We start from the raw sequence: 23,167 nt of genomic DNA, 5'->3' as shown, positions 1-23,167 counted from the left end.
CAAGTAAAACAGGGCTGCAGCCGGCGTCGGACGCCGGCCATATGCTATGAATTGTGTAGCAAAACGACGGGCGGGCGGTCAGGCGACCGGCTCCACCGTCACACCGACCTCCAGATGGTGCTCGCCGCCGCCGAACAGCAGGCCGCGCATCGGCGACACGTCGCCGAAATCGCGGCCGACGGCCAGCACGATGTAGTCCTCGCCAGGCGCCCGGTCGTTGGTCGGGTCGAAACCGTACCAGGCGCCGGGGCCGCCGCCCGGCGCCGGCGCATAGACCTCCACCCACGCGTGGGAGGCGTCGCTGCCCACCAGCCGGGGCCGGCCCGGCGGCGGGGTGGTGAGCAGGTAGCCGCTCACGTAGCGGGCCGGGATGCCGATCGAGCGCATGCAGGCGACCATGATGTGGGCGAAGTCCTGGCAGACGCCACGCCGCAGTGCCAGGGCCTGCAGCGTCGGCGTGTCGACCTCGGTGGCGTCGCTCTCGTAGCGGAATTCGGCGTGGATGCGGCGCATCAGGTCGTGCGCCGCGTCCAGCACTGTGCGGCCCGGCGGGCAGCTGGGCCGCGCATAGGCGACGAAGTCGTCGTGCCGCGGCACGTACTCGGAGGCGAAGACGAACTCGGTCGCCGCGTCCCACCCGCCGCCGGCCCGGAAGCGGAACTGCTCGCGCACCGCCTCCCAGGCCGGGCTGGCGCCGGGGCCGAGCGGCGCGGGCGCCGGCACCGCGGTGAGCACCACGCTGTCGGCCACCACCCGCAGCTCCTCATGGGCCGACTGCAGCGCGAAGAAGGTGCGGGTGTTGCCGTAGACGTCGATCCGCTCGCCGCGGTGTGCTTCCGCCGGCGTGACCACCAGCGCGTGCCGCAGCAGGCGCTGCGACGGCGTGTCGCGCGGCTTCAGGTGCACGATGTGCTGAGCCGTCTCGACGGCCGGCGTGTACGCGTAGTGCGTGTCGTGGACGACGTGGAGTTTCATCGCGAGGGCGGGGGCTCAGACGCCGAAGCTGGTGCGGGTGTTGGTGGAATGGGTGAAATACAGCGCCCCGATCGCGTCCGACAAGGCGAAGGAGGCCTCGGCGCAGTTGCGCAGCAGCGTGTCGAGGGAGGCGGGCATCGCGCCCTCGTACGACACCGGGCACAGCTCAGACAGGCTCCACTCGGCCGGATCGGGGATCCCGAACGACAGCTCGCCCGGCCGGCTCCCGGCCAGCCGGGCCAGCCGGCCACGCAGCGTCTGCGCCACCCAGCCGAGCGAGCGGGGGTTGTCGCGGTCGGTCACCAGCAGGTCGAGCAGGGCGGCCACGTCGCGGGTCTGCTGGTACTGGGCGTGGAAGGTGATGGTGCTGTCGAAGAGGGCCAGCACGCCCTCGAAGCCGGCGCCGTCGAGTACCGCGCCGGTCTGGAAGCCCATGCCGAGCGCCTGGGCGTGGAAGGCCAGCCGCTCGATGTGCCGGCCGACCGAGAGCAGCCTCCAGCCGTCGTCGCGCGTCATCCGATCGGTCTGGCCGCCGGTGATCGCGGCCAGGTGGCTGCTGGCCGATTCCAGCAGCCGCAGCGCGTCGGAGGTCTGGTACTTGTCTTCTGCCGCGAACTCGGCGCTGCGGCGCAGGAACTCGTCCTCGGCCCGCACGATGGTCGCCCAGTGCTCCTGCGACAGGCGCTCGCGCACGCCGGCCGCGGCCAGGCGCAGCGCCCGCAGGTTGAAGCCGACGCTGCCGCGCTCGAGATGGCCCAGGCCGTCGATCAGCGCCCGCTCGAAGACACGGCGCGCCTGAGTGGCGGCGGGCACCGTCGGCAGCACCAGGCCGTTGTCCTCGACCACCGCCGAAATCCACGACAGCAGCGGCACCGAGGACTGGTCGTCGCCGTTGAGCGACTGCAGCGCCAGTCGCGCCAGGCGCACCGTGTTCTCGGCCCGCTCGGTGTAGCGGCCCAGCCAGAACAGGCCCTCGGCCGCGCGGCTGGTGACCAGATGGCGGCGCTGGGCGAACGCCGTGGCCGACAGCGTGGACGGCAGCAGCGTGGTGGGATCGACCGCGCCGGGGGCGAGCACCCAGACGTCGGCGCTGCTGCCGCCGCGCTGCATCGAGGCGATGCCGGTGGCCGCGCCCGGGCCGGCCACCCGGGCCATGCCGCCCGGCAACACCCGCCAGCTGCCCGGGCCGTCGGTCACCGCGAACACCCGCAGCATCACCGAGCTGGGTGCGATCCGGCCCAGGTCCGACAGCGGGGCCTGCCGCCAGGTGGGCATCTGCGACAGCGGCAACTGCGACTGCAGGGTGTGCTCTTCTCCGCGGCGCAGGATGCGGCGGGTCCATTCGTCGCGGCCGTGCTGCGACAGCGTATCGCCCAGAACCGCGTCGAAGCCTTCGTGGTAGGTCGAGCCGGCGTAGGTCGGCTTGATCACGCAGTCGGCCATCTGCGGCAGCACGTACTCCATCGCCGTCCGCTCGCCGCACCACCAGGTGGGCAGGGCCGGCAGCGCCAGTTCCTCGCCCAGCAGGTGACGCGCCAGCGCCGGCAGGAAGCCCAGCAGCGCGGGCGACTCCAGGAAGGCCGAGCCGGGCGCGTTGGCGACCAGCACGTTGCCGGCCCGCACCGCCTGCAGCAGTCCGGAGACACCCAGGGTGGAATCCGACCGCAGTTCCAGCGGGTCGAGGAATTCGTCGTCCATCCGCTTGAGCAGGCCGTGCACCCGTTTCAGGCCCTGCAGCGTCTTGAGGTAGACGCATTCGTCGCGCACCGTCAGGTCGCTGCCCTCTACCAGGGTCAGGCCCAGGTAGCGGGCCAGGTAGGCGTGCTCGAAGTAGGTTTCGTTGTAGGGACCGGGCGTCAGCAGCGCGATCAGCGCGTCGGGGCCGGCCGGGCTCATCTGCTTCAGGCCCTCGACCAAGGCGCCGTAGGTCGCGGCCAGCCGCTGCACCTGCAGCGCCTCGAAGGCTTCCGGAAACTGGCGCGAGATGGCCAGCCGGTTCTCCAGCAGGTAGCCCAGGCCGGAGGGCGCCTGGGTGCGCTGCGAGACCACCCACCAGTGGCCGTCGGGACCGCGGGCCAGGTCGAAGGCGGCGATGTGCAGGAAGGTGCCGCCCACCGGCACGGTGCCGTGCATCTCGCGCAGGTAGCCGGGGTGGCCGTGGACCAGCGCGGCCGGTAGCAGGCCGCTGGCCAGCAGTTTCTGCGGGCCGTAGACGTCGGCCAGCACCCGGTCGAGCACCCGCACCCGCTGCAGCACGCCGGTCTCGATCTGCTGCCAGGCGGCCGGCGGCAGCACCAGGGGGAACAGGTCGAGCGCCCAGGGCCGCTGCAGGCCGGCGTCGGTGTCGGCGTAGACGTTGTAGGTGACGCCGTTGTCGTGCAGCTGGCGGCGCAGGCTGGCCATGCGCCGCTGCAGGTCGTGGAAGCCGCCGGGGCCGAGCCGCGCGAAGAACTGCCGCCAGTGCGGCGCAAGGCCTTCGCCCGCGCCCACCTTGCCGCGCAGCTCGTCGAAATGGCCGGCGGCCGCCGGCGCGGCCAGTAGCTCGGCCATGCGGTCGAGCGACGCGTCGGACAGGTCTTCGGGGTCGGGGAAAAGGGCAGGGCGGGGATCGTTCACGGAGCGGCGGATTGTCCCACTGCGGGATGCACAACCCGTAGCTAATTGACGACGAAAGGCCGCCGCGGGCCGCCGGCCGCGCCTGGGGGCAGGCCGGCGGCGCCGCGGCGGGGCATCAGCGGCGCAGGTCCAGCGTGTGCGGGAACTCGCGGCTCGCGGCGGTGCCGCTGATCGGCGCTTCGGGCAGTTCGATCTCGCCCGGCGTGTGCCCGGTCTGGAAGAAGCGTGCCAGGCGCCGGCTCTCGGCCTCGTAGGCATTGACCGGCAGGCTGGTGTAGTTGCGGCCGCCCGGATGCGCCACGTGGTAGCGGCAGCCGCCGAGGGCCCGGCCGCTCGAGGTGTCGACGATGTCGAAGGTCAGCGGCGCATGCACGCCGATGGTCGGGTGCAGGGCCGAATACGGGTTCCAGGCCTTGAAGCGCACGCCGGCGACGAACTCGCCCTCGACGCCGGTGGAGTGCAGCGGCAGGGGCCGGCCGTTGACGGTGACCGCATGGCGCGCGGCATCGACGCCGTTGACCTTGACCTCCAGCCGCTCGATCGACGAATCGACGAAGCGCACCGTGCCGCCGCCTGCGGTCTCCTCGCCCATGACGTGCCACGGCTCCAGCGCGGCGCGAAGCGACAGCTCGACCCCCATCGCCTGCACGCTGCCGACCCGGGGGAAGCGGAACTCGAAGTGCGGCGCGAACCAGCCGGCGTCGAACGCATAGCCGGCCTCGACCATCTCGCCGATCACGTCCTCGAAGTCTTCCTGCAGGTAGCGCGGCAGCATGAAGCGGTCGTGCAGCGTGGTGCCCCAGCGGGCGACCGGTGCCTTGTACGGCTTCTTCCAGAAGCGGGCGACCAGGGCGCGCAGCAGCAGCTGCTGCACGATGCTCATCCGGGGATGCGGCGGCATTTCGAAGGCGCGCAGCTCCAGCAGGCCCAGACGGCCGGTGGAGGAATCCGGCGAGTACAGCTTGTCGATGCAGAACTCGGCCCGGTGGGTGTTGCCGGTGATGTCGATCAGGATGTTGCGCAGGGTGCGGTCGACCATCCACGGCGGCATCGACTCACCATGTTCTTCGCGCGCCTGGGCGATCTGCCGCAGCGCGATCTCCAGCTCGTAGACCTGGTCGTTGCGGGCCTCGTCCACCCGCGGCGCCTGGCTGGTCGGGCCGATGAACATGCCGCTGAACACGTAGCTGAGCGACGGGTGGTTGTGCCAGTAGTGCACCAGGCTGGCCAGCAGCTCGGGCTTGCGCAGGAACGGGCTGTCGTCGGGCGTGGCGCCGCCCATCACGAAGTGGTTGCCGCCGCCGGTGCCGGTGTGGCGGCCGTCGGTCATGAACTTCTCGGCCGACAGCCGCGACCGGAAGGCGGCCTCGTACAGGAACTCGGTGCTGTGCACCAGCTCGTCCCAGTTGCGGGCGGGCTGGACGTTGACCTCGATCACGCCCGGATCGGGGGTGACCTGCAGCAGCTGCAGGCGCGGATCGCGCGGCGGCGGATAGCCTTCCAGGACCACCTGCACGCCCAGGCCCTGGGCGGTGCGCTCCACCGCGGCCACCAGCGACAGGTAGTCTTCCAGGTAGGCGGTCGGCGGCATGAATACATACAGCAGGCCGGTCTTGCGGCCCTCGGCGGCAGCCTTCTTCAGCGCCTCGATCTCGGCCTCGGGGCCGTTGGCCAGCGCCGGGTCGCGCACCTCGACGCACAGCGCGGTGCGGCTGTTCCACTTGGCGGCTTCGAAGCGCTCTGGCTTCGCGGCGATCGCCACCGGCGCGGCGAGCGCGGCCAGCGGCGTCTTCCGCGGCTTGTCGGCCAGCGGGTTGCGCGGCGCGGTCGGGTCCAGCTCGATCAGGTAGGGGATGTCCTCGTCGCGCATCCACGGCAGCGAATCGAGCGGCAGGCGGTAGCCCATCGGCGAATCGCCCGGGATCAGGTGCAGCCGGTCGTCGCGCAGGAACCAGGGGCCGGTGGCCCAGGCGGAGTCGAGCGAAGAGGGCACCGGCGGCGTGCCGGCCTCGGGCAGGGGCGAATCGCCGCGCGGCGCGGCCTGCAGCGGCAGCAGGTAGCCGGTGACCGCGTCCAGGCCGCGGTCGAAGCTGCGGCGCAGCCGGGCCCGCTCCTGCACGTCGCCCAGCTTCGAATCGAACACGTCGACGTTGACCGGCAGCTTGCGCTCGCGCCAGAGGTAGTAGAGCGTGTCCTCGTAGCCCGGCTCGACGAAGCTGTCGGCCACGCCCAGCTCGGCGGCCAGTCGGCGCACGAAGCGCTCCGCGTCGGCGGTGGTGTAGTGGGTGGGCGAGCGCTCGTCGGCCAGCAGGGCCTGGTTGTCCCAGACGGGCTTGCCGTCGGTGCGCCAGTAGATGCCCATCGCCCAGCGCGGCAGCTGCTCGCCGGGGTACCACTTGCCCTGGCCCACGTGCAGGAAGCCCCGGGGCGCGTACTCGGCCCGCAGGCGTTCGACCAGCGCCACCGCGCAGCCGCGCTTGGTGGGACCGAGGGCGGCGGTGTTCCATTCGGCGGCGTCGCGGTTCTCGGTGGCGACGAAGGTCGGCTCGCCGCCCATCGTCAGGCGCACGTCGCCGGCGACCAGCTCGGCATCGACCGCGGCGCCCAGGGCCAGCACCTTCCGCCACTGGCTGTCGGTGTAGGGGTGGGTGACGCGGGACGATTCGTGGATGCGGGTGACGCGCATCTCGTGGCTGAACGCGACCTCGGCCCGCTCCATCAGCGTGCCTTCGATCGGCGCGGCGCTGTTGGGGGTGGGCGTGGCGGCCAGCGGGATGTGGCCTTCGCCCGCCAGCAGGCCGGAGGTCGGGTCGAGCCCGATCCAGCCGGCGCCGGGCAGGTAGACCTCGCACCAGGCGTGCAGGTCGGTGAAATCGACCTCGGTGCCGCTCGGGCCGTCGAGCGCCTTCACGTCGGGCGCCAGCTGGATCAGGTAGCCGGAGACGAAGCGCGCCGCCAGCCCGCAGTGGCGCAGCAGGTTGACCAGCAGCCAGGTCGAGTCGCGGCAGGAACCGCAGGCCAGGGCCAGCGTTTCCTCGGGCGTCTGCACGCCGGGCTCCATGCGGATCAGGTAGCGCACGTCGCCCTGCACCTGCTGGTTGATGCCGACCAGGAAGTTGATCGTCGGCCTGGCGGTGCGGTCGATCTTCTGCAGGTAGGCGGCCAGCAGCGGCTCCGGTGCTTCCACCGCCAGGTAGGGCGCCAGCTCCTGCAGCTGCTGCGGCCGGTAGGCGAAGGGGAACTCTTCCGCCTCGGGCTCCAGGAAGAAATCGAAGGGGTTGTAGACCGCCATCTCGACGACGAGGTCGACCGTCACCTTGAATTCGGCGGTCCGGTCGGGCACCACCAGCCGGGCGAGGTAGTTGGCGAACGGGTCCTGCTGCCAGTTCTCGAAATGGTGGGCCGGCTCCACCCGCAGCGAGTACGAAATGACGTTGCTGCGGCAGTGGGGCGCCGGCCGCAGCCGCACCACTTGCGGCCCGAGCAGGATCGGGCGGTCGTAGCGGTAGTGCGTGACGTGGTGCAGGGCGGCGTGGATGGACATGCGGGAGCTTTCGGGGGCAGGCGGGGTCGGGCGCGGCCTGGCGGACAACGGGCAGACCATACTAGCAAGAGACAAGCCCGTCGCCGTTACCGCTTACGACGGCGACGCCGCCGGTTCCCCGACCCTGCGTTTTCGCCCCCCCGCCCTCCGATGCCCGCCGTGCCGACCGTCCACGCCGCTCCTCCCATGCCCCGCCCCGCCGCGGCGGAGCGACCCGATATGGCCTGGGCCCTGGCCGGGGCCATCGGCGGCACCGGGCTGCAGTTGCTGCAATCGGCGCTGTCGCCCGTCGCCGTGTACGCGGCGGTGGCGGTCGCCGGCCTCCTGGTCCTGCTGCTGCGCGGTACGCGGCGGGCGCGGCTCTCGTTCGGCGGGTTCCGGGCCAGCGGCATCGTGCTGCTGCTGGCCACGCTGGCGGCGGGCTGGGGTGCTACCGGGTTGCGGGCCTCGTGGTTCGCCGCCGACGCGCTGGACCCGGCCCTCGAGGGCCGCGACCTGGCGATGACCGGCACCGTCGTCGCGATGCCCCAGCGCGCCGAGGCCGGCCTGCGCCTGCGGTTCGCCCCCGACACGGCAATGCTCGACGGCGCGCCGGTCGTCGTGCCGCCGTCGATCGACCTGGGCTGGTACGGGGCCGGCGCCTTCGCCGGTGCCGATCCGCTGGCGGTGCAGGCATCGCTGCCCGACGTGCGGGCAGGCGACCGCTGGCAGTGGACGGTGCGGCTGAAGGCGCCGCACGGCACCCGCAACCCGCACGGCTTCGACTACGAGCTGTGGGCCTGGGAGCAGGGCGTGCAGGCCACCGGCGCGGTGCGGGTCGCCGCCTCCGCCCCGCGGCCCCGGCTGATCGGGCCGACCTGGCACCACCCGGTCGAGCGGGCCCGGCAGGCGGTGCGCGACGCGATCTACGCCCGGCTGGCGCCGCCCGGCGGTGCCGCGCCCGAAGCGGCCGATGCCCGCCGCCGGGCCGCCGGGGTGGTGGCGGCCCTGGTGACCGGCGACCAGCGCGCCATCGACCGGGCCGACTGGGATGTGTTCCGCGCGACCGGCGTCGCCCACCTGGTGTCGATCTCGGGCCTGCACGTGACCATGTTCGCCTGGCTGGCGGCCGCGGTGATCGGGCGGCTGTGGCGCCGGTCGGGCAGGCTCTGCCGCGCGGTGCCGGCCCAGCATGCGGCGCTGCTGGGCGGCGTGGCATTGGCTGCAGGCTACGCGCTCTTCAGCGGCGGCGGCCTGCCGGCCCAGCGCACCGTCTGCATGCTGGCGGTGGTGGCGCTGCTGCGGCTGTCGGGCCGCCGCTGGCCGTGGCCGCAGGTGTGGTTGGCGGCCTGCGCGGCGGTGGTGGCGCTCGATCCGTGGGCGCTGCTGCAGGCGGGCTTCTGGCTGAGCTTCGTGGCGGTCGGCGTTTTGTTTGCTACAGATCCTATAGCGGGTGGTCGGCGTATCGCGCCGGCTGCGGGCACTTTTCATTCGAATGTCGGCCGCTGGGCCGGCCGGCTGCTGCGGGAGCAGGCGGTGGTGACGCTGGCGCTGACGCCGCTGACCCTGCTGCTTTTCGGCCAGGCCTCGGCCGTCGGCCTGGTCGCCAACTTGGGGGCGATCCCGTGGATGACGCTGCTGGTCACGCCGCTGGCGATGGGCGGGGTGGTGCTGCCGGTGCTGTGGGACGCGGCGGCCTGGGCGGTGCAGGCGATGGGCGGCGTGCTGGCGACGATGGCCGCCTGGCCGTGGGCCACCGTGGCCCGGCCGGCGGCACCGGCGTGGGCCGCCGCGGCCGCGGTGCTGGGCGGCGTGGTGCTCTGCATGCGGCTGCCGGTGCCGCTGCGGCTGCTGGGCCTGGCACCGCTGCTGCCGGCCCTGTTCTGGCAGCCGCCGCGCCCGGCGCCGGGCCAGTTCGAACTGCTGGCCGCCGACATCGGCCAGGGCAACGCGGTACTGGTCCGCACCGCCGGGCACAGCCTGCTCTACGACACCGGCCCGCGCTACTCGGCCGACAGCGATGCCGGCCACCGGGTGCCGCTGCTGCAGGCGCTGGGCGAGCGGCTCGACACGGTGGTCGTCAGCCACCGCGACACCGACCACGCCGGCGGCGCTGCGGCGGTCCTGGCCCGGCAGCCGCAGGCCACGCTGCGCAGTTCGATCGAGGTCGGCCATCCGCTGCGGGCGCTGCGCCCGGTAGACCGCTGCACCGCGGGCCAGCACTGGGACTGGGACGGCGTGCGCTTCGAATTCCTGCATCCCGCGGCGGCCGGCTACATCGGCTCGGCGAAGAGCAACGCGCTCAGCTGCGTGCTGCGCGTCTCGACCGGTTCCGCCACCGCGCTGCTGGTGGGCGACATCGAGGCGGCGCAGGAGGACGCGCTGCGCAGTGCCGGCGCACCGCTCCCGGCCGACGTGCTGCTGGTGCCGCACCACGGCAGCCGCACCTCTTCCACCGCCGCTTTCATCGACGCGGTCGCGCCGCGCTGGGCGATCGTGCAGGCCGGCTACCACAACCGCTTCGGCCATCCGGCACCCGATGTGATGGCCCGCTATGCCGCCCGCGGAGTGCCGGTCGTCGCCAGCGCGGATTGCGGCGCCGCGCGGTGGGACAGTGCCGTGCCGGGCCGGATGAAATGCGAGCGCCGGCGTGCGCCACACTACTGGCAGCACGCGCCGCAGGCGAATTCATCGCCCTGACACAATCCCGGCGCTGCGGCACGCGGCTTTATCCGACGCTAAATCTTCCGCCGGGTCCACCGTAACGGGGCGTGGAAATTGCTATCCTCACCCACAGGAGATCGCCCCTTTATGCAGCTATTCGACGAGATGTACACCGCGTTGCCGCCCGAGACCGGCAACGTGCGAGACCACTACCGCACGTACGGTGAGTGGCTCGACGGCCAATCGGTCGATGCCATGCGGGTCCGCCGCGAAGAGGCGGAGATGATCTTTCGGAGAGTGGGCATTACCTTCGCCGTCTACGGCGCCAAGGACGAGGATGGCTCCGGAACCGAGCGCCTGATCCCGTTCGACCTGATCCCGCGGATCATCCCGGCGCACGAGTGGGCGACGATGGAGCGGGGCCTGGTGCAGCGCGTCACCGCGCTCAACCGCTTCCTGCACGATGTCTACCACGACCAGGAGATCATCCGCGCCGGTGTGATCCCGGCCGAGCAGATCCTTCAGAACGCGCAGTTCCGCCCCGAGATGATGGGCGTCGACGTACCCAACCACATCTACTCGCACATCGCCGGCATCGACATCGTGCGGGCGCCCGATGCCCAGGGCAACGGCGAGTACTACGTGCTGGAAGACAACCTCCGCGTGCCCAGCGGCGTGAGCTACATGCTCGAAGACCGCAAGATGATGATGCGGCTGTTCCCCGACCTGTTCAGCCGCCATCGCGTGGCCCCGGTCGCGCACTATCCCGATCTGCTGCTGGAAACCCTGCGCGCCTCGGCCCCGCCGGCCACCGCGCAGCCGACGGTGGTGGTGCTCACGCCCGGCATGTACAACAGCGCCTACTTCGAGCACGCCTTCCTCGCGCAGCAGATGGGCGTCGAACTGGTCGAGGGCCAGGACCTGTTCGTGAAGGACGACTTCGTCTGGATGCGCACCACCCGCGGCCCGAAGCGGGTCGACGTTATCTACCGCCGGGTGGACGACGACTTCCTCGACCCGCTGGCGTTCCGCCCCGGCTCGACGCTCGGCTGTGCCGGGCTGCTGCGGGCCTACCGCGCCGGCAACGTGGCGATCTGCAATGCGGTGGGCACCGGCGTGGCCGACGACAAGTCGATCTACCCCTACGTGCCCAAGATGATCGAGTTCTACCTGGGCGAGCAGCCGATCCTCAAGAACGTCCCCACCCGGATGTGCCGCAACCCGGACGACCTGGCCTACGTGCTGGACAACATGAAGGACCTGGTCATCAAGGAAGTGCACGGCGCCGGCGGCTACGGCATGCTGGTCGGCCCCGCGTCGACCCAGGCCGAGATCGAGGATTTCCGCCGCGCCCTGATCGCCCGGCCCGACGGCTACATCGCCCAGCCCACGCTGAGCCTGTCGAGCTGCCCGACCTTCGTCGAGAGCGGCATCGCGCCGCGCCATATCGACCTGCGGCCGTTCGTGCTGTCGGGCAAGGACGTGCAGATGGTGCCGGGCGGGCTGACGCGCGTGGCGCTGAAGGAAGGCTCGCTGGTCGTCAATTCGTCCCAGGGTGGTGGCACCAAGGACACCTGGATTCTGGAAGTTTGACATGCTGAGCCGCACCGCCGACCATTTGTTCTGGATGTCCCGCTACACGGAGCGGGCCGAGAACACCGCCCGCATGCTGGATGTGAACTACCAGACCGCCTTGTTGCCTCAATCCGCCGAAGCCGCGGCGACCGGCTGGGAGGGTTTGCTCACCATCAGCGAGCTGCTGCCGCACTACACCGCTCTGCACGGCACCATCACCGCCCGCGAGGTGATGGAGTTCATGGTGAAGGACGAGGCCAATCCGTCCTCGATCGTCTCCTGCCTCAAGGCGGCCCGCGAGAACGCCCGAGCGGTGCGCGGCACGCTGACCACCGAGGCCTGGGAAACCCAGAACCAGACCTGGCTGGAGGTCAACCGCATGCTGCGCAAGGGCGAGTTCGAGCGCGACCCGGCCCAGTTCTTCGAATGGGTCAAGTTCCGCTCGCACCTCTCGCGCGGTGTGACGGTCGGCACCATGCTGATGGACGAGGCCCTGCACTTCATGCGCATCGGCACCTTCCTGGAACGGGCCGACAACACCGCCCGCCTGGTCGACACCAAGTTCCACGCCATCCAGAACGACTTCTACGGCTCGGCCAGCGAGCGCGGCCAGGAGTACGACTTCTACCATTGGAGCGCGATCCTGCGCAGCGTCTCGGGCTTCGAGATCTACCGCCGCGTCTACCGCGACGTGATCCGCCCGGAGCGCGTCGCCGACCTGCTGATCCTGCGGGCCGACATGCCGCGCTCGCTGCACTCCAGCCTGAACGAGGTGGTCGCCAACCTGGGTTTCGTGGTGAACGATCCCGGCTCGGTGAGCGTGAGCCAGCGTAAGGCGGGCAAGTTGCGCGCCGACCTGCAGTTCGGCCAGATCGACGAAATCCTGGCGACCGGCCTGCACGCCTTTCTGACCCAGTTCCTGGACCGCGTGAACGAACTGGGTGCACACATCAGCCGAGAATTCCTGGTGCCGACGACCGCTTGAGCGGCGCGGCATGCAGGAACACGGCGGCACGCGTCTATCCAGGAGCACCCAAATTTCCAGTCCAGCGTCCGGCGTATCCGCACACCCCGGCACCAAGCTTGCGGTCCTGCACGTACTGACGCGTTGGCTGCGCCGCCTTTCGGTCGGCAAGAAGCTGACGCTGATCTACCTGCTCGACCTGAGCGCGGTGATCTTCGTCTCGGGCATCCTGATCCACGAGAAGTTCCTCGCGATCGACTTCACCCGCAAGGAAAGCGTGGGCAGCGTCTACAGCGCCGCGGTGCGCGACATGCTGCTGATCCCGTTCCTGCCTTCGCGCGATCCGCAGGCGGTGCCGCCGGCCGAGGCACGGCAGCGGCTCGAATACCTGCGGGTGCGGCACGATCCGGCCCTGCGGTCGGCCGAGGCGAGCGCTTCGTTCATGCAGGCCTGGGACAAGGTCCGACAGATGCGGTCGAAAGACGACAGTGCGCCGCCGCACGCGTCGGAGCTGCGCGAATTGGTGCGGGCCTCGCGCGAGCTGCTCACCACTGTCGGCAACCAGTCCAACCTGATCCTGGACCCGGATCTCGACAGCTACTACGCGATGTCGCTGGTCGTGCTGCGCTTTCCCGAACTGATCGACGTGGTGAACGACACGATGCGGGCACTGGACGGGCCGGGGCTCGGGTCGATGCAGCGCGGCGAGCGGCGGGCCGAGCTGTTGATCCTCGCCGGCCGGATCGACGCGACCAGCCTCGGCATCCGCTCCGACTACCTGCAGGCGTTCGCCGCCGGTTCGCCCGCGCTGCGGTCCGCCCTGGAGCCGGGGCAGGTCGGTGTCGGCGCGAGCCTGGGTCGTTTCCTGGCGGTGGTGCAGCGCATGGCCGACGGCCCGTCGGCCGGCGACATCGGCTTGCTGCAGCAGGCCCAGGCCGATACCCTCCAGGAACTGAACAAGGCCTGGTCGCGCGCCGCCGTCGAGCTCGACCGGATGCTCGATGCGCGGGTTCATGCGCTCTTCACCCGCATGTGGCTGCATCTGGGTACGGCACTGCTGCTGCTCGGCTGCATCCTGACGCTGGTCTACGCCGTCGCGCAGCAGATCGCCCGGCCGCTGCGGCATCTGGCACGGGTGGCCGACGAGGTGCGCCGCACCGGTGATTACCGCCACCGCGCCGTCTGGAACAGCCGCGACGAGATCGGCCAGCTGGTAGAGGCCTTCAACGGCATGCTGGCGCAACTGGACCGGGAGCGGGAGACGCAGCAGGAGCTGGCGCTGCGCGAGCGCGCGGCCCACGCCCAGCAGGAGATCGTCGAGGCGACGCCGATCGCGATGGTCGTCACCTCGGTGCCGCGGCACACGGTGCTGCATGCCAATACACCGGCTGTGCAATGGCTCGGCGGCATGGTGGAAGACCCGTGGGGCCGAAGCCTGGAGCCGGCGGTGCGCGCCAGATTCTTCCAGCAACTGGCAGACCGGGGCGCGGTGGACGAGTTCGAAGTGTGCTGGCGTGACGGTGACGAGGTGTCGTGGGCGCTGCTCTCGGCGCGCCGGCTGCAGTTCCAGGGCCAGGACGCGGTGCTCACCTCGATTACGCCGATCAACATCCAGAAGCAGATGGAGCGCCGGCTGGAACTCTGGGCCAAGGTGTTCGAGGCCTCGTCCGAAAGCATCGTGATCATGGACGAGCACCAGCGGGTGCTGAGCGTCAACAAAGCCTTCTGCCGCAGCACCTCGTACGATGCCTACGAGGTCATCGGCCAGACCTTCTCCACTCTGCTGGAGGAACCCCAGCAGGGCGCGGCGGTGGGCCGCATGGCCGAGATACTGGCCGAGCGGGGCGCATGGCAGGGCGAGGTCGCCTTCCGCCGCATGGGCAACGAGAGCTATCCGGCCTGGCTGATCGTGTCGGCGGTGCGCGATAACGCGCAGCTGGGCCCGATATCGCACTACATCGGCATATCGGTCGACATCACCGAGCGCAAGCGCACCGAGGCGCGGGTGCGCTTCCTGGCCGAGCACGACGTGCTCACCGAGCTTCCCAATCGCGCGCTCTGCCTCACCCGGCTGGCCGATGCCCTGGCCGGTGCCGAGGTGGCAGGCGAACGGGTGGCGGTGCTGTTCATCGACCTCGACCGCTTCAAGGTGGTCAACGACACCCTCGGCCACCATGTCGGCGACGCGCTGCTGCGTTCGGTCGCCAGCCGGTTGGCCCAGGCGGTGCGCGGCGACGACACGGTCAGCCGGCTCGGCGGCGACGAGTTCGTGGTGGTGCTACGCAACGTCGACACGGTGCAGGAGATCCGCGACATCGTCGAGCAGCGGCTGATCCCGCTGATCCGCGCGCCGCACGACGGCGACGGCAACGAGCTGCGGGTGTCGTGCAGCATCGGCATCGCGGTGTACCCCGAGGACGGCTCCAACCTCGACGAGCTGATGCGCCGGGCCGATGCGGCGATGTACGAGGCCAAGGCCGCCGGCCGCGACCAGGTGCGTTTCTTCTCTTCGGAGCTGGACCTGCTGGCACGCGAGCGACGCACCATCGAGCAGTACCTGCGCGTCGCGCTGGAGCACGACGAGCTGAGTCTGCACTACCAGCCGCGGGTCGATGCGATCACGCTGCAGGTGGTGGGGATGGAGGCGCTGATGCGCTGGCGTCATCCCGTTCTGGGCAGCGTGTCGCCCGCGGTTTTCATTCCGGTGGCCGAAGAGACCGGGTTGATCCGCCCCTTCGGCCTCTGGGCGCTGCGGCAGGCCTGCACCCAGCTGGAGAGCTGGGGACGCTCGGGGCGCGAGCCGATCGCGCTGTCGGTCAACATCTCCACCGTGCAGCTGGGCGATCCGGACGTGCTGGAGTTTTTGCGCGAATTCTTCGCTCGCACCGGCATTGAGCCGCGGCTGCTGGAGCTGGAGATCACCGAGACGCAGCTGATGGAGAACGCCGATGCCTCGGGTGCCGCGCTCTCGTCGCTGCGGGCGCTGGGCCTGCGCTTTTCGATCGACGATTTCGGCACCGGCTACTCGAGCCTGGCCTACCTCAAACGCTTCCCTATCGACAAGCTGAAAATCGACAAATCCTTCGTACAGGACCTGCTGTCCGACGCCACCGACCTGGCCATCGTGCGCGCCATCATCGCGCTGGGCCATAACCTGGGCCTGGGCGTGGTGGCCGAGGGCGTCGAGTCGGCCGCGGCCGCGCAGCGTCTCAAGGTGCTGGGCTGCGACGAACTGCAGGGCTTCCATTTCGCCCGCCCGATGGCGGTCCCGCAGCTGGAGGAGTGGCTCAAGGCGCACTACGCCGCGCGCGACCTGATCGACGACAACGATCCGCATTCGCCGGGGTAGATTCTCCGGTCGAGCGTCGAGCGTCGAGCGTCGAGCGTCGAGCGTCGAGCGTCGAGCGTCGAGCGTCGAGTGTCGGTCCGCGGGCGGCAGGAGGGTGCTGGCAGTGCGTGTCGTTGGCGTGCGTCGCCATCCGCACATTGCGGGTCGTATCGGTAATGCCCCTGTCGGTGCTTACCCTGGCCGCACCCGGTTTCGTGCCTGGGAACACCCGCTCGATGCCGAGCCGTGCCACAGTCGGAATTCATTCCTCGACGGAGACACGATGATCCATCTGCCGACGATCCGCATCCGCGCAGCGCATGTCGCCGTGACGACCCTGGTGTTCCTCGCAGCCGGCGCCGCCGCACAGGGCACGTCCGGCGACGGCAGCCCGCAGGGCGCGACGGCGCCGTCCGCGCACGACCATCCCGCAGCCGTCGCCGGGGGCACCCCGCACGCCGGTGCCGGCCACGACGGCAGGCCGCGCAAGGCGGCTGCGCCCAAGCGCGAAGGCGACCTGGGCCGTGCGCCCTTCGGCACCGGAGGCCGCCGCCACGACGCGTCCGATGCCGGCGCTCCGTCCCCGAAGCCGAAGGGCGATTCGGGCGGTACGGCCGGCACCCGCTGACGCAGCGCAGGCGTCGTCCTACCCGGCTGGACGACATGGGCGGGCACGCTCCGCGCAGATGGGCATTAAGTTGAGTGACCTGGGCGTTTTGCCCCCACCCTTTTGGAGATACACATGAAATTCCGCAACAAGATCGCCTGCGCCGTCGCCATGGCCGCATTCGGTGCCGGCATCCCGACTGCCTTCGCGCAAGGCGCGGGCGGTGCTGGTGGAGCCGGCGGTGCAGGCGGCGGCGGTGCAGGCGGTTCGGGCAGCACCGGCAGTGCCACCGGCGCAGGTGCGATGAGCAGCCCGGCCGTTTCGAGTACTGCGCCCGGTGCCGCCACCACGCCGAGCGGTACCAACCCCGCCGATTCGACGATGGGTACCACCCGCGCCGACAAGATGGCTCCGGGCGGCATGTCGAAACATGCCCCGGCCGGCAGCCACCGCACCACGCCGAGCAGTTCGGGCACCACGGGCTCCGGTTCGATGGATGGCTCCACGACAGGCACCGGCACCGGCACACGCTGACCGGGGTCGCCGCCGGCCGGGGCAGTCGGCCCCGGTCGGTGGCCTATAACGAAAAAATCCCGCTGCCGAGAGGCAGCGGGATTTTTTTATGTGGTGCCGGAGAGATGAATCGAACACCCGACCTTCTCATTACGAATGAGCTGCTCTACCGACTGAGCTACACCGGCTGAAGCCCGCGATTATAGCGTGCGGTGGTAGGACGTGACGCGTTCGACCTCATTTTTCGATCCGAGCATCACCGCGACGCGCTGGTGCAACTTGGTCGGCTGGATGTCCAGGATGCGCTCGCGGCCGTCGGTGGCGGCGCCGCCGGCCTGCTCGACCAGCCACGACATCGGGTTGGCCTCGTACATCAGGCGCAGCTTGCCGGGCTTGTCGGGCTCGCGCTTGTCCCAGGGATACAGGAAGATGCCGCCGCGGGTGAGGATGCGGTGCACGTCCGAGACCATGCTGGCGATCCAGCGCATGTTGAAGTCCTTCTCGCGCGGGCCTTCCTTGCCCTGCAGGCATTCGTCTATGTAGCGCTTCACCGGCGCGTCCCAGTGCCGCATGTTGCTCATGTTGATCGCGAATTCCTTGGTGTCGGCGGGAATGCGCACGTCTTCCTGCGTCAGCACGAAGGAGCCCTGCTCGCGGTCGAGCGTGAACATCGCGACTCCGTTGCCCAGCGTCAGCACCAGCGTGGTCTGCGGTCCGTAGAGGCAGTAGCCGGCGGCGACCTGCCGGGTGCCGGGCTGCAGGAAGTCGGATTCCTGCACGCCCGGATGGTCGTCGGGCTTCTTCAGCACGCTGAAGATGGTGCCGATGCTGACGTTCACGTCGATGTTGCTGGAGCCGTCGAGCGGGTCGAACAGCAGCAGGTATTCGCCCTGCGGGTAGCGGCTGGGGATCAGGTGGATGCTGTCCATCTCCTCGCTGGCCATCGCGGCCAGATGGCCGCCCCACTCGTTGGCCTCGATCAGCACCTCGTTGCTGATGATGTCGAGCTTCTTCTGCACCTCGCCTTGCACGTTCTCGCTGCCGGCGGTGCCCAGCACGTCGCCGAGCGCGCCCTTGCTGACGGCCTGGCTGATGCCCTTGCAGGCGCGGGCCACCACTTCCAGCAGCAGTCGCAGCTGCGCCGGAATGTGGCCGTCGGTGCGTTGTTTCTCGACCAGGTAGCGGGTCAGGCTGATTCTCTGGGCCATGGGGCCTCCTTGTCTTCTCGGTGAATGCGGTGGGCGGGCGGTCAGTCGGCCAGCGCCCGGTCGACGACTTCGCGGGTGTCCTTGCTGAGCGCGGGCAGTGCGGCGACGCGGGCTATCGCGTCGCGGGCCTGGTCGCGGTAGGCCGGGGCCAGCTTTTTCCAGCGGTCGAGCGCGCGGGCCAGCCGTGCGGCGACCTGGGGGTTGAGTGCGTCGAGCGTCTTCACCTGCTCCACCCAGAATGCGTAGCCCGCGCCGTCGGCCCGGTGGAAGGCGCCGGGGTTGGCGCTGCAGAAGCTGAAGATCACGCTGCGGGCGCGGTTGGGGTTCTTCAGGCTGAAGTCCGGGTGGGCCATCAGCTTCTGCACCGCGGGCAGCACGTCGCCGCCGCGGTCGGGCGCGCCGGCCTGCAGCGAGAACCACTTGTCGAGCACCAGCGCCTCTTTCTTGAACAGCGCGTGGAAACGCTCCAACGCAGGCTTGGCCAGCGCGCTGCCGCTCACCACCAGCGCCTGCAGGGCGTTGGCGCGGTCGGTCATGTTGTCGGCGTCCTGGAAGCGCTGGAAGGCGCGGCCGGGCCAGACGGTGTCGCCCGACTGGCGGGCGGCCAGGCACAGGTGGGTGAGGGCCAGCCCGGCCAGCGCGCGGCGGCCGGAAGACAGCGGGTCGGGCGTGTAGGCGCCGTTGTCGTGGTGCTGTTCCCAGGCCCAGGCCCAGTCGGCCCGCAGCGCGGTGGCGATCTGCGCACGCATGGCTTCGCGCACCGCGTGGATCCGCTGCGGATCGACGACGGCCAGCTGCTCGGCGATGTAGCCTTCGGACGGCAGCGTCAGAACCAGGTCCTTGAAGGCCGCGTCCAGCGTCGGATGGCGCAGCACGCCGCGCATCGACTCCAGATAATCCGCATCCAGCAATTGGGAATCGAAAGTGCCTGCAGCCGGCGGTTCGTTTCGACTCTCAGCTATCAAATTAATAGCGCGGCGCAGCGACAGGCGCTGGCCGGCTTCCCACCGGTTGAACGGATCGGCGTCGTGGGCCAGCAGGTTGAGCAGGTCGGCGTCGGTGTATTCGATGTCCAGGATCACCGGCGCCGAGAAGCCGCGCAGCAGCGACGGCACCGGCGCCGCGTCCAGGCCGTCGAACACCAGGGTTTCCTGCGGCTCTGTGAGCACGAAGAGCGGTGCCGAGACCGGCGCGCCGCCGCCGACGCTGTACCGCACCGGCAGCGCGGTGCCGTCCTGCGCCAGCAGGCCCAGGCGCACCGGGATGACCGCGGGCTGCTTCTCGGGCTGGCCCGGCGTGGCGGGGCAGCTCTGCGACAGGGTGAGGGTGTAGCGGCGCGCATCGGCGTCGTAGCGGCCCTCGGCCTTGACGCGCGGCGTGCCGGCCTGGCTGTACCAGCGCTTGAACCGGGGCAGCAAGCGTGCCAGGTCGGAGCCCGGGTTGGCATCGGCGATCGCCTGGGCGAAGTCGTCGCAGGTGACGGCCTGGCCGTCGTGGCGCTCGAAGTAGAGGGTGATGCCCTTCTCGAAGGCCTTGCGGCCCAGCGTGTCGCCTTCGCTCGCGACCAGCGTCTGCATCATGCGGACGACTTCGGCGCCCTTCTCGTAGATGGTGACGGTGTAGAAGTTGCTGATCTCGATGTAGCTGTCGGGCCGCACCGGATGGGCCATCGGGCCGGCGTCCTCGGGGAACTGGGCGGTGCGCAGGACGCGCACGTCCTCGATCCGCTTGACCGCGCGGGCAGACGGGTCGGCGCACAGGTCCATGCTGAACTCCTGGTCGCGGAAGACGGTCAGGCCTTCCTTGAGGCTCAGCTGGAACCAGTCGCGGCAGGTGACCCGGTCGCCCGACCAGTTGTGGAAGTACTCGTGTCCGATGACCGATTCGACGCCCGAGAAGTCGGCGTCGGTGGCGGTCGCCTGGCTGGCCAGAACGTACTTGGTGTTGAAGATGTTGAGGCCCTTGTTCTCCATCGCGCCCATGTTGAAGTCGCTGGTCGCGACGATCATGAAGCGGTCGAGGTCCAGCGGCAGGCCGAAGCGCGCCTCGTCCCAGGCGATCGAGGCGATCAGCGAATTCATCGCATGCTCGGTCTTGTCGAGGTCGCCGCTGCGCACGAAGATCTGCAGCAGGTGGTACTTGCCGTTGCGGGCACGGATCTTCTGCTCGCGGGCCACCAACTTGCCGGCCACCAGGGCGAACAGGTAGGCGGGCTTCTTGAACGGATCGACCCACTTGGCGAAGTGGCGGCCGTCGGGCAGCTCGCCTTCCTCCATCAGGTTGCCGTTGGACAGCAGCACCGGGTACAGGGCCTTGTCGGCGCGCAGGGTGACGGTGTAGCTGGCCATCACGTCGGGCCGGTCGAGGAAGTAGGTGATGCGGCGGAAGCCCTCGGCCTCGCACTGGCTGAAGAAGGTCTCTTCGCTCACGAAGATGCCCATCAGCTTGGTGTTCTTGGCGGGGCAGCAGGTGTTGAAGATCTCCAGCTCGAACGGGTCGTCGCCGGCCGGCAGGTTCTCCAGCACCAGGGTGTCGCCGTCCATCCGGAACGAGGTGCCCTGGCCGTTGACCAGCACACGGGCCAGGTTGAGCTCCTCGCCGTCGAGGCGCAGCGCCTGCGGCACCACGTCGGGGTTGCGGCGCACCCGCATCTTGTTGAGCACCCGGGTCTTCGCAGGGTCGAGGTCGAAGCGGAGATCGACTGTGTCGATCCAGAACGCCGGGGCGGTGTAGTCGGTGCGGTGGATCGCGGTGGACTGGCCTTCACGCATCATGGGAGCTTCTCCGGAAAAATGGGCCGATGTGGCGAAACGAAGTCGGTAGGGCGGACCGTGTGGCAGGCCGCCCGGGCTCACACGCCCTGCTTCAGCGAGGCTTCGATGAACACGTCGAGGTCGCCGTCGAGCACCTTCTGGGTGGCCGAGACTTCTACGTTGGTGCGCAGGTCCTTGATGCGGCTGTTGTCCAGCACGTAGCTGCGGATCTGGTGGCCCCAGCCGACGTCGGTCTTGGTGTCCTCCAGCTTCTGCTGCTCTTCCTGGCGCTTGCGCATCTCGAAGTCGTAGAGCCGCGAGCGCAGGCGCTGCCACGCCACGTCGCGGTTGCTGTGCTGGCTGCGGCCGTCCTGGCACTGCACCACGATCCCGGTGGGGATGTGGGTGAGCCGCACCGCCGAATCGGTCTTGTTGATGTGCTGGCCGCCGGCGCCCGATGCGCGGAAGGTGTCGGTGCGCACGTCCGACGGGTTGATGTCGATCTGGATCGAATCGTCGATCTCCGGATAGACGAACACCGAGGCGAACGAGGTGTGCCGGCCGCCCGAGGAATCGAAGGGCGATTTGCGCACCAGCCGGTGCACGCCGGTCTCGGTGCGCAGCAGGCCGAAGGCGTACTCGCCCTCGAGCTTGATCGTGGCGCTCTTGATGCCGGCGGTGTCGCCCGCCGTCTCGTCCTCGACCGTCGCCTTGAAGCCCTTGCGCTCGGCGTACTTCAGGTACTGGCGCAGCAGCATGCTGGCCCAGTCGCAGGCCTCGGTGCCGCCGGCGCCGGCCTGGATGTCCAGGAAAGCGTTGAGCGGATCGGCCTCGTTGCGGAACATGCGGCGGAATTCGAGCTGCTCGACGTCGGCGGCGAGCAGGGCCACGTCGGCCTCGATCGAGGCCAGGCCGTCGAAGTCGCCTTCTTCCTTCGACATCTCGAAAAGCTCGGCGTTGTCCGACAGCTCACGGGTGAGCTTCTCCAGCAGCACCACGACGCCGTCGAGGGCCTTCTTCTCCTTGCCCAGCTCCTGGGCGCGCTTGGGGTCGTTCCAGACCGTCGGGTCTTCGAGCGATGCGTCTACCGTGCGCAGGCGTTCTTTCTTGGCATCGAAGTCAAAGATACCCCCGTAACTCGACCGTCCTGGCGCTGAGGTCGGAGAGTCGGTTGCCGATGTGGTTGATGCGTTCTGCGTCCATGGGAATCCTGTGCGTGGCGGGTGAGGAGGGCGTCGCGCCTCCGGAACCGGCGATTTTCTCATGTTCGGGTGCCGTCGGAATGCCCGTTTACCACCATCGGCCGCACAAGTTTTAGGATCGCGCCATGTCTATCCTGTCTTCGTCGTGGCACGGTGCGATCGATGCGCTGTCGTCCCACCTGGTGGCGCCCGTGCTGGCGGCCCTGCACCTCGGCGCCGTGGCCGGCGATCCGCACGAGATCGCCGAGGCGCTGCTGATCGCCGCGCTGCAGCTGGTGCTGATCGCCGGCGTGATGCGCCCGCTCGAATCCTGGCGGCCGGCCGAGCACTGGCCCGACCGGCGGCTGACCACCGTCGACCGCCACTACACGCTGTTGATGCTGCTCGGTTTGTTCCCGCTCTTCAGCTTCCTGGTGCTGATGCCCTTCGCCCACCTGCTGGGCGGCGGGCCGGCCGCCGCCGAGGCGTCGGGCCTGCGGCGCTGGCTGCCCTGGTTCGAGTCCCATCCGGTGGCGGCCTTCGCGGTCTACTACCTGCTCTACGACTGTGTTTACTACTGGATGCACCGCGCCCAGCATGCGATTCCGTGGTGGTGGGCCCTGCACAGCATGCACCACAGCCAGCGCCAGATGAGCTGCTGGTCGAACGACCGCGGCAGCTACCTCGACGGCGTGCTGCAGTCCTTCATCCTGGCCGGCGTGGGCCTGGCGATGGGCGTCGACCCGTCGGAGTTCGCGCTGCTGGTGCTGCTGAGCGAGCTGGTGCAGAACTTCTCGCATGCCAACGTGGCGCTCGGCTTCGGCCGGGTGGGCGAGCGGCTGCTGGTGGCGCCCTCCTTCCACCGGCTGCACCACATGCTGCGCGACCCCGACCGGCCGACGCTGCACAACTGCAACTTCGGCCAGGTGTTCCCGTTCTGGGACCGGCTCTTCGGCACCGCCCTCTACGGCGAGCCGCTGCGGCCCACCGGCGTGAGCGACCCGGTCGTCGATGCCGACAACGACCGCGGCCTGGTCGCCCAGCAGTGGCACACCCTGCGCCGCTTCTGGGCCGCGTTCCGCCGGCGCGACGGCTGGCGGCCGGGCGACGTGTCCTTCGGCGGTCCGGGCTATGCGCCGGTGCGGGATGCGACGCAGGCGCCGTCTGTCTCCAGCGACTCGCGTGCCGGGCCGCCATCCTCAGTTGGAAGTAAAAAAGGGCGCTAGCCCGCGTACTGCGGCGACCACCAGCTATACATTC

Annotated in this window: 13 protein-coding genes and 1 tRNA gene; 7 read left to right on the top strand and 7 right to left on the bottom strand. The window is 69.9% G+C overall.

Annotated elements, in window-relative coordinates; translation table 11 throughout:
* Positions 1-78 precede the first annotated feature (78 nt).
* The 3 genes from DFQ15_RS08340 to DFQ15_RS08330 all read right to left on the bottom strand — a co-directional run bounded on the left by DFQ15_RS08340 (position 79) and on the right by DFQ15_RS08330 (position 7,135).
* Positions 79-975 (bottom strand): transglutaminase family protein, encoded by an 897-nt coding sequence (locus tag DFQ15_RS08340; protein ID WP_110465535.1) that lies wholly within the window; start codon positions 973-975, stop codon positions 79-81.
* A gap of 15 nt (positions 976-990) precedes the next feature.
* Entirely contained in the window at positions 991-3,525 is a 2,535-nt protein-coding gene (locus DFQ15_RS08335; RefSeq protein ID WP_110465592.1) for a circularly permuted type 2 ATP-grasp protein, read from the bottom strand.
* Between the two features lie 181 nt (positions 3,526-3,706).
* Complete coding sequence (locus DFQ15_RS08330) at positions 3,707-7,135, bottom strand: transglutaminase family protein (protein ID WP_110465534.1); 3,429 nt, start codon at positions 7,133-7,135, stop codon at positions 3,707-3,709.
* Positions 7,136-7,321: 186 nt separating this feature from the next.
* Between DFQ15_RS08330 and DFQ15_RS08325 the strand changes: the two genes are divergently transcribed.
* From DFQ15_RS08325 to DFQ15_RS17080, 6 genes are all read left to right on the top strand, one after another.
* Entirely contained in the window at positions 7,322-9,814 is a 2,493-nt protein-coding gene (locus DFQ15_RS08325; RefSeq protein ID WP_233504351.1) for a DNA internalization-related competence protein ComEC/Rec2, read from the top strand.
* A gap of 111 nt (positions 9,815-9,925) precedes the next feature.
* Positions 9,926-11,371: a circularly permuted type 2 ATP-grasp protein gene (locus DFQ15_RS08320; protein WP_110465532.1), complete on the top strand. Its 1,446-nt coding sequence runs from the start codon at positions 9,926-9,928 to the stop codon at positions 11,369-11,371.
* 1 nt (position 11,372) lies between these two features.
* Positions 11,373-12,338, top strand: coding sequence for an alpha-E domain-containing protein (locus DFQ15_RS08315; protein ID WP_110465531.1), 966 nt, complete (start codon positions 11,373-11,375; stop codon positions 12,336-12,338).
* A 10-nt stretch (positions 12,339-12,348) separates the two neighbouring features.
* Positions 12,349-15,666, top strand: coding sequence for a bifunctional diguanylate cyclase/phosphodiesterase (locus tag DFQ15_RS08310; RefSeq protein WP_110465530.1), 3,318 nt, complete (start codon positions 12,349-12,351; stop codon positions 15,664-15,666).
* A gap of 262 nt (positions 15,667-15,928) precedes the next feature.
* The gene (locus DFQ15_RS08305; RefSeq protein WP_110465529.1) at positions 15,929-16,273 is read left to right on the top strand and encodes a hypothetical protein; all 345 of its coding nucleotides are present in this window, start codon (positions 15,929-15,931) and stop codon (positions 16,271-16,273) included.
* 114 nt (positions 16,274-16,387) lie between these two features.
* Positions 16,388-16,786: a hypothetical protein gene (locus DFQ15_RS17080; protein WP_146228688.1), complete on the top strand. Its 399-nt coding sequence runs from the start codon at positions 16,388-16,390 to the stop codon at positions 16,784-16,786.
* A 91-nt stretch (positions 16,787-16,877) separates the two neighbouring features.
* On the opposite strand, the gene DFQ15_RS08295 is transcribed toward DFQ15_RS17080, so the two are convergent.
* From DFQ15_RS08295 to prfB, 4 genes are all read right to left on the bottom strand, one after another.
* Positions 16,878-16,953, bottom strand: a tRNA-Thr gene (locus tag DFQ15_RS08295).
* Positions 16,954-16,965: 12 nt separating this feature from the next.
* Positions 16,966-17,973, bottom strand: a complete 1,008-nt coding sequence (locus DFQ15_RS08290) for a class 1 fructose-bisphosphatase (RefSeq protein ID WP_110465527.1) — start codon at positions 17,971-17,973, stop codon at positions 16,966-16,968.
* Positions 17,974-18,014: 41 nt separating this feature from the next.
* Positions 18,015-20,744 carry an aminopeptidase N gene (gene pepN / locus DFQ15_RS08285; RefSeq protein WP_110465591.1) on the bottom strand — a complete coding sequence of 910 codons (2,730 nt, stop codon included), beginning with the start codon at positions 20,742-20,744 and terminating at the stop codon, positions 18,015-18,017.
* Between the two features lie 80 nt (positions 20,745-20,824).
* A protein-coding gene (gene prfB / locus DFQ15_RS08280; protein WP_110465526.1) for a peptide chain release factor 2 occupies positions 20,825-21,929 on the bottom strand; the annotation gives its coding sequence in 2 pieces (ribosomal slippage) (positions 20,825-21,847 and positions 21,849-21,929; 1,104 coding nt in all).
* A 124-nt stretch (positions 21,930-22,053) separates the two neighbouring features.
* Between prfB and DFQ15_RS08275 the strand changes: the two genes are divergently transcribed.
* Complete coding sequence (locus DFQ15_RS08275; protein ID WP_110465525.1) at positions 22,054-23,133, top strand: sterol desaturase family protein; 1,080 nt, start codon at positions 22,054-22,056, stop codon at positions 23,131-23,133.
* The last annotated feature ends 34 nt before the right edge of the window (positions 23,134-23,167 follow it).

Origin of the sequence: Xylophilus ampelinus (assembly GCF_003217575.1) — a bacterium.
GTDB lineage: Bacteria > Pseudomonadota > Gammaproteobacteria > Burkholderiales > Burkholderiaceae_C > Xylophilus > Xylophilus ampelinus.
The sequence above is the reverse complement of the archived record's forward strand: the minus strand, read 5'-3'. Positions and strand labels throughout refer to the sequence as shown.

Bases quoted from the DNA above. Each gene is read 5' to 3' on its own strand.
- DFQ15_RS08325 (WP_233504351.1), top strand. From the start codon at position 7,322: ATGCCCCGCCCCGCCGCGGCGGAGCGACCCGATATGGCCTGGGCCCTG.
- pepN (WP_110465591.1), bottom strand. From the start codon at position 20,744: ATGCGTGAAGGCCAGTCCACCGCGATCCACCGCACCGACTACACCGCC.
- DFQ15_RS08310 (WP_110465530.1), top strand. From the start codon at position 12,349: ATGCAGGAACACGGCGGCACGCGTCTATCCAGGAGCACCCAAATTTCC.
- DFQ15_RS08335 (WP_110465592.1), bottom strand. From the start codon at position 3,525: ATGGCCGAGCTACTGGCCGCGCCGGCGGCCGCCGGCCATTTCGACGAG.
- DFQ15_RS08315 (WP_110465531.1), top strand. From the start codon at position 11,373: ATGCTGAGCCGCACCGCCGACCATTTGTTCTGGATGTCCCGCTACACG.
- DFQ15_RS08305 (WP_110465529.1), top strand. From the start codon at position 15,929: ATGATCCATCTGCCGACGATCCGCATCCGCGCAGCGCATGTCGCCGTG.
- DFQ15_RS17080 (WP_146228688.1), top strand. From the start codon at position 16,388: ATGAAATTCCGCAACAAGATCGCCTGCGCCGTCGCCATGGCCGCATTC.
- DFQ15_RS08290 (WP_110465527.1), bottom strand. From the start codon at position 17,973: ATGGCCCAGAGAATCAGCCTGACCCGCTACCTGGTCGAGAAACAACGC.
- DFQ15_RS08340 (WP_110465535.1), bottom strand. From the start codon at position 975: ATGAAACTCCACGTCGTCCACGACACGCACTACGCGTACACGCCGGCC.
- DFQ15_RS08330 (WP_110465534.1), bottom strand. From the start codon at position 7,135: ATGTCCATCCACGCCGCCCTGCACCACGTCACGCACTACCGCTACGAC.
- DFQ15_RS08275 (WP_110465525.1), top strand. From the start codon at position 22,054: ATGTCTATCCTGTCTTCGTCGTGGCACGGTGCGATCGATGCGCTGTCG.
- DFQ15_RS08320 (WP_110465532.1), top strand. From the start codon at position 9,926: ATGCAGCTATTCGACGAGATGTACACCGCGTTGCCGCCCGAGACCGGC.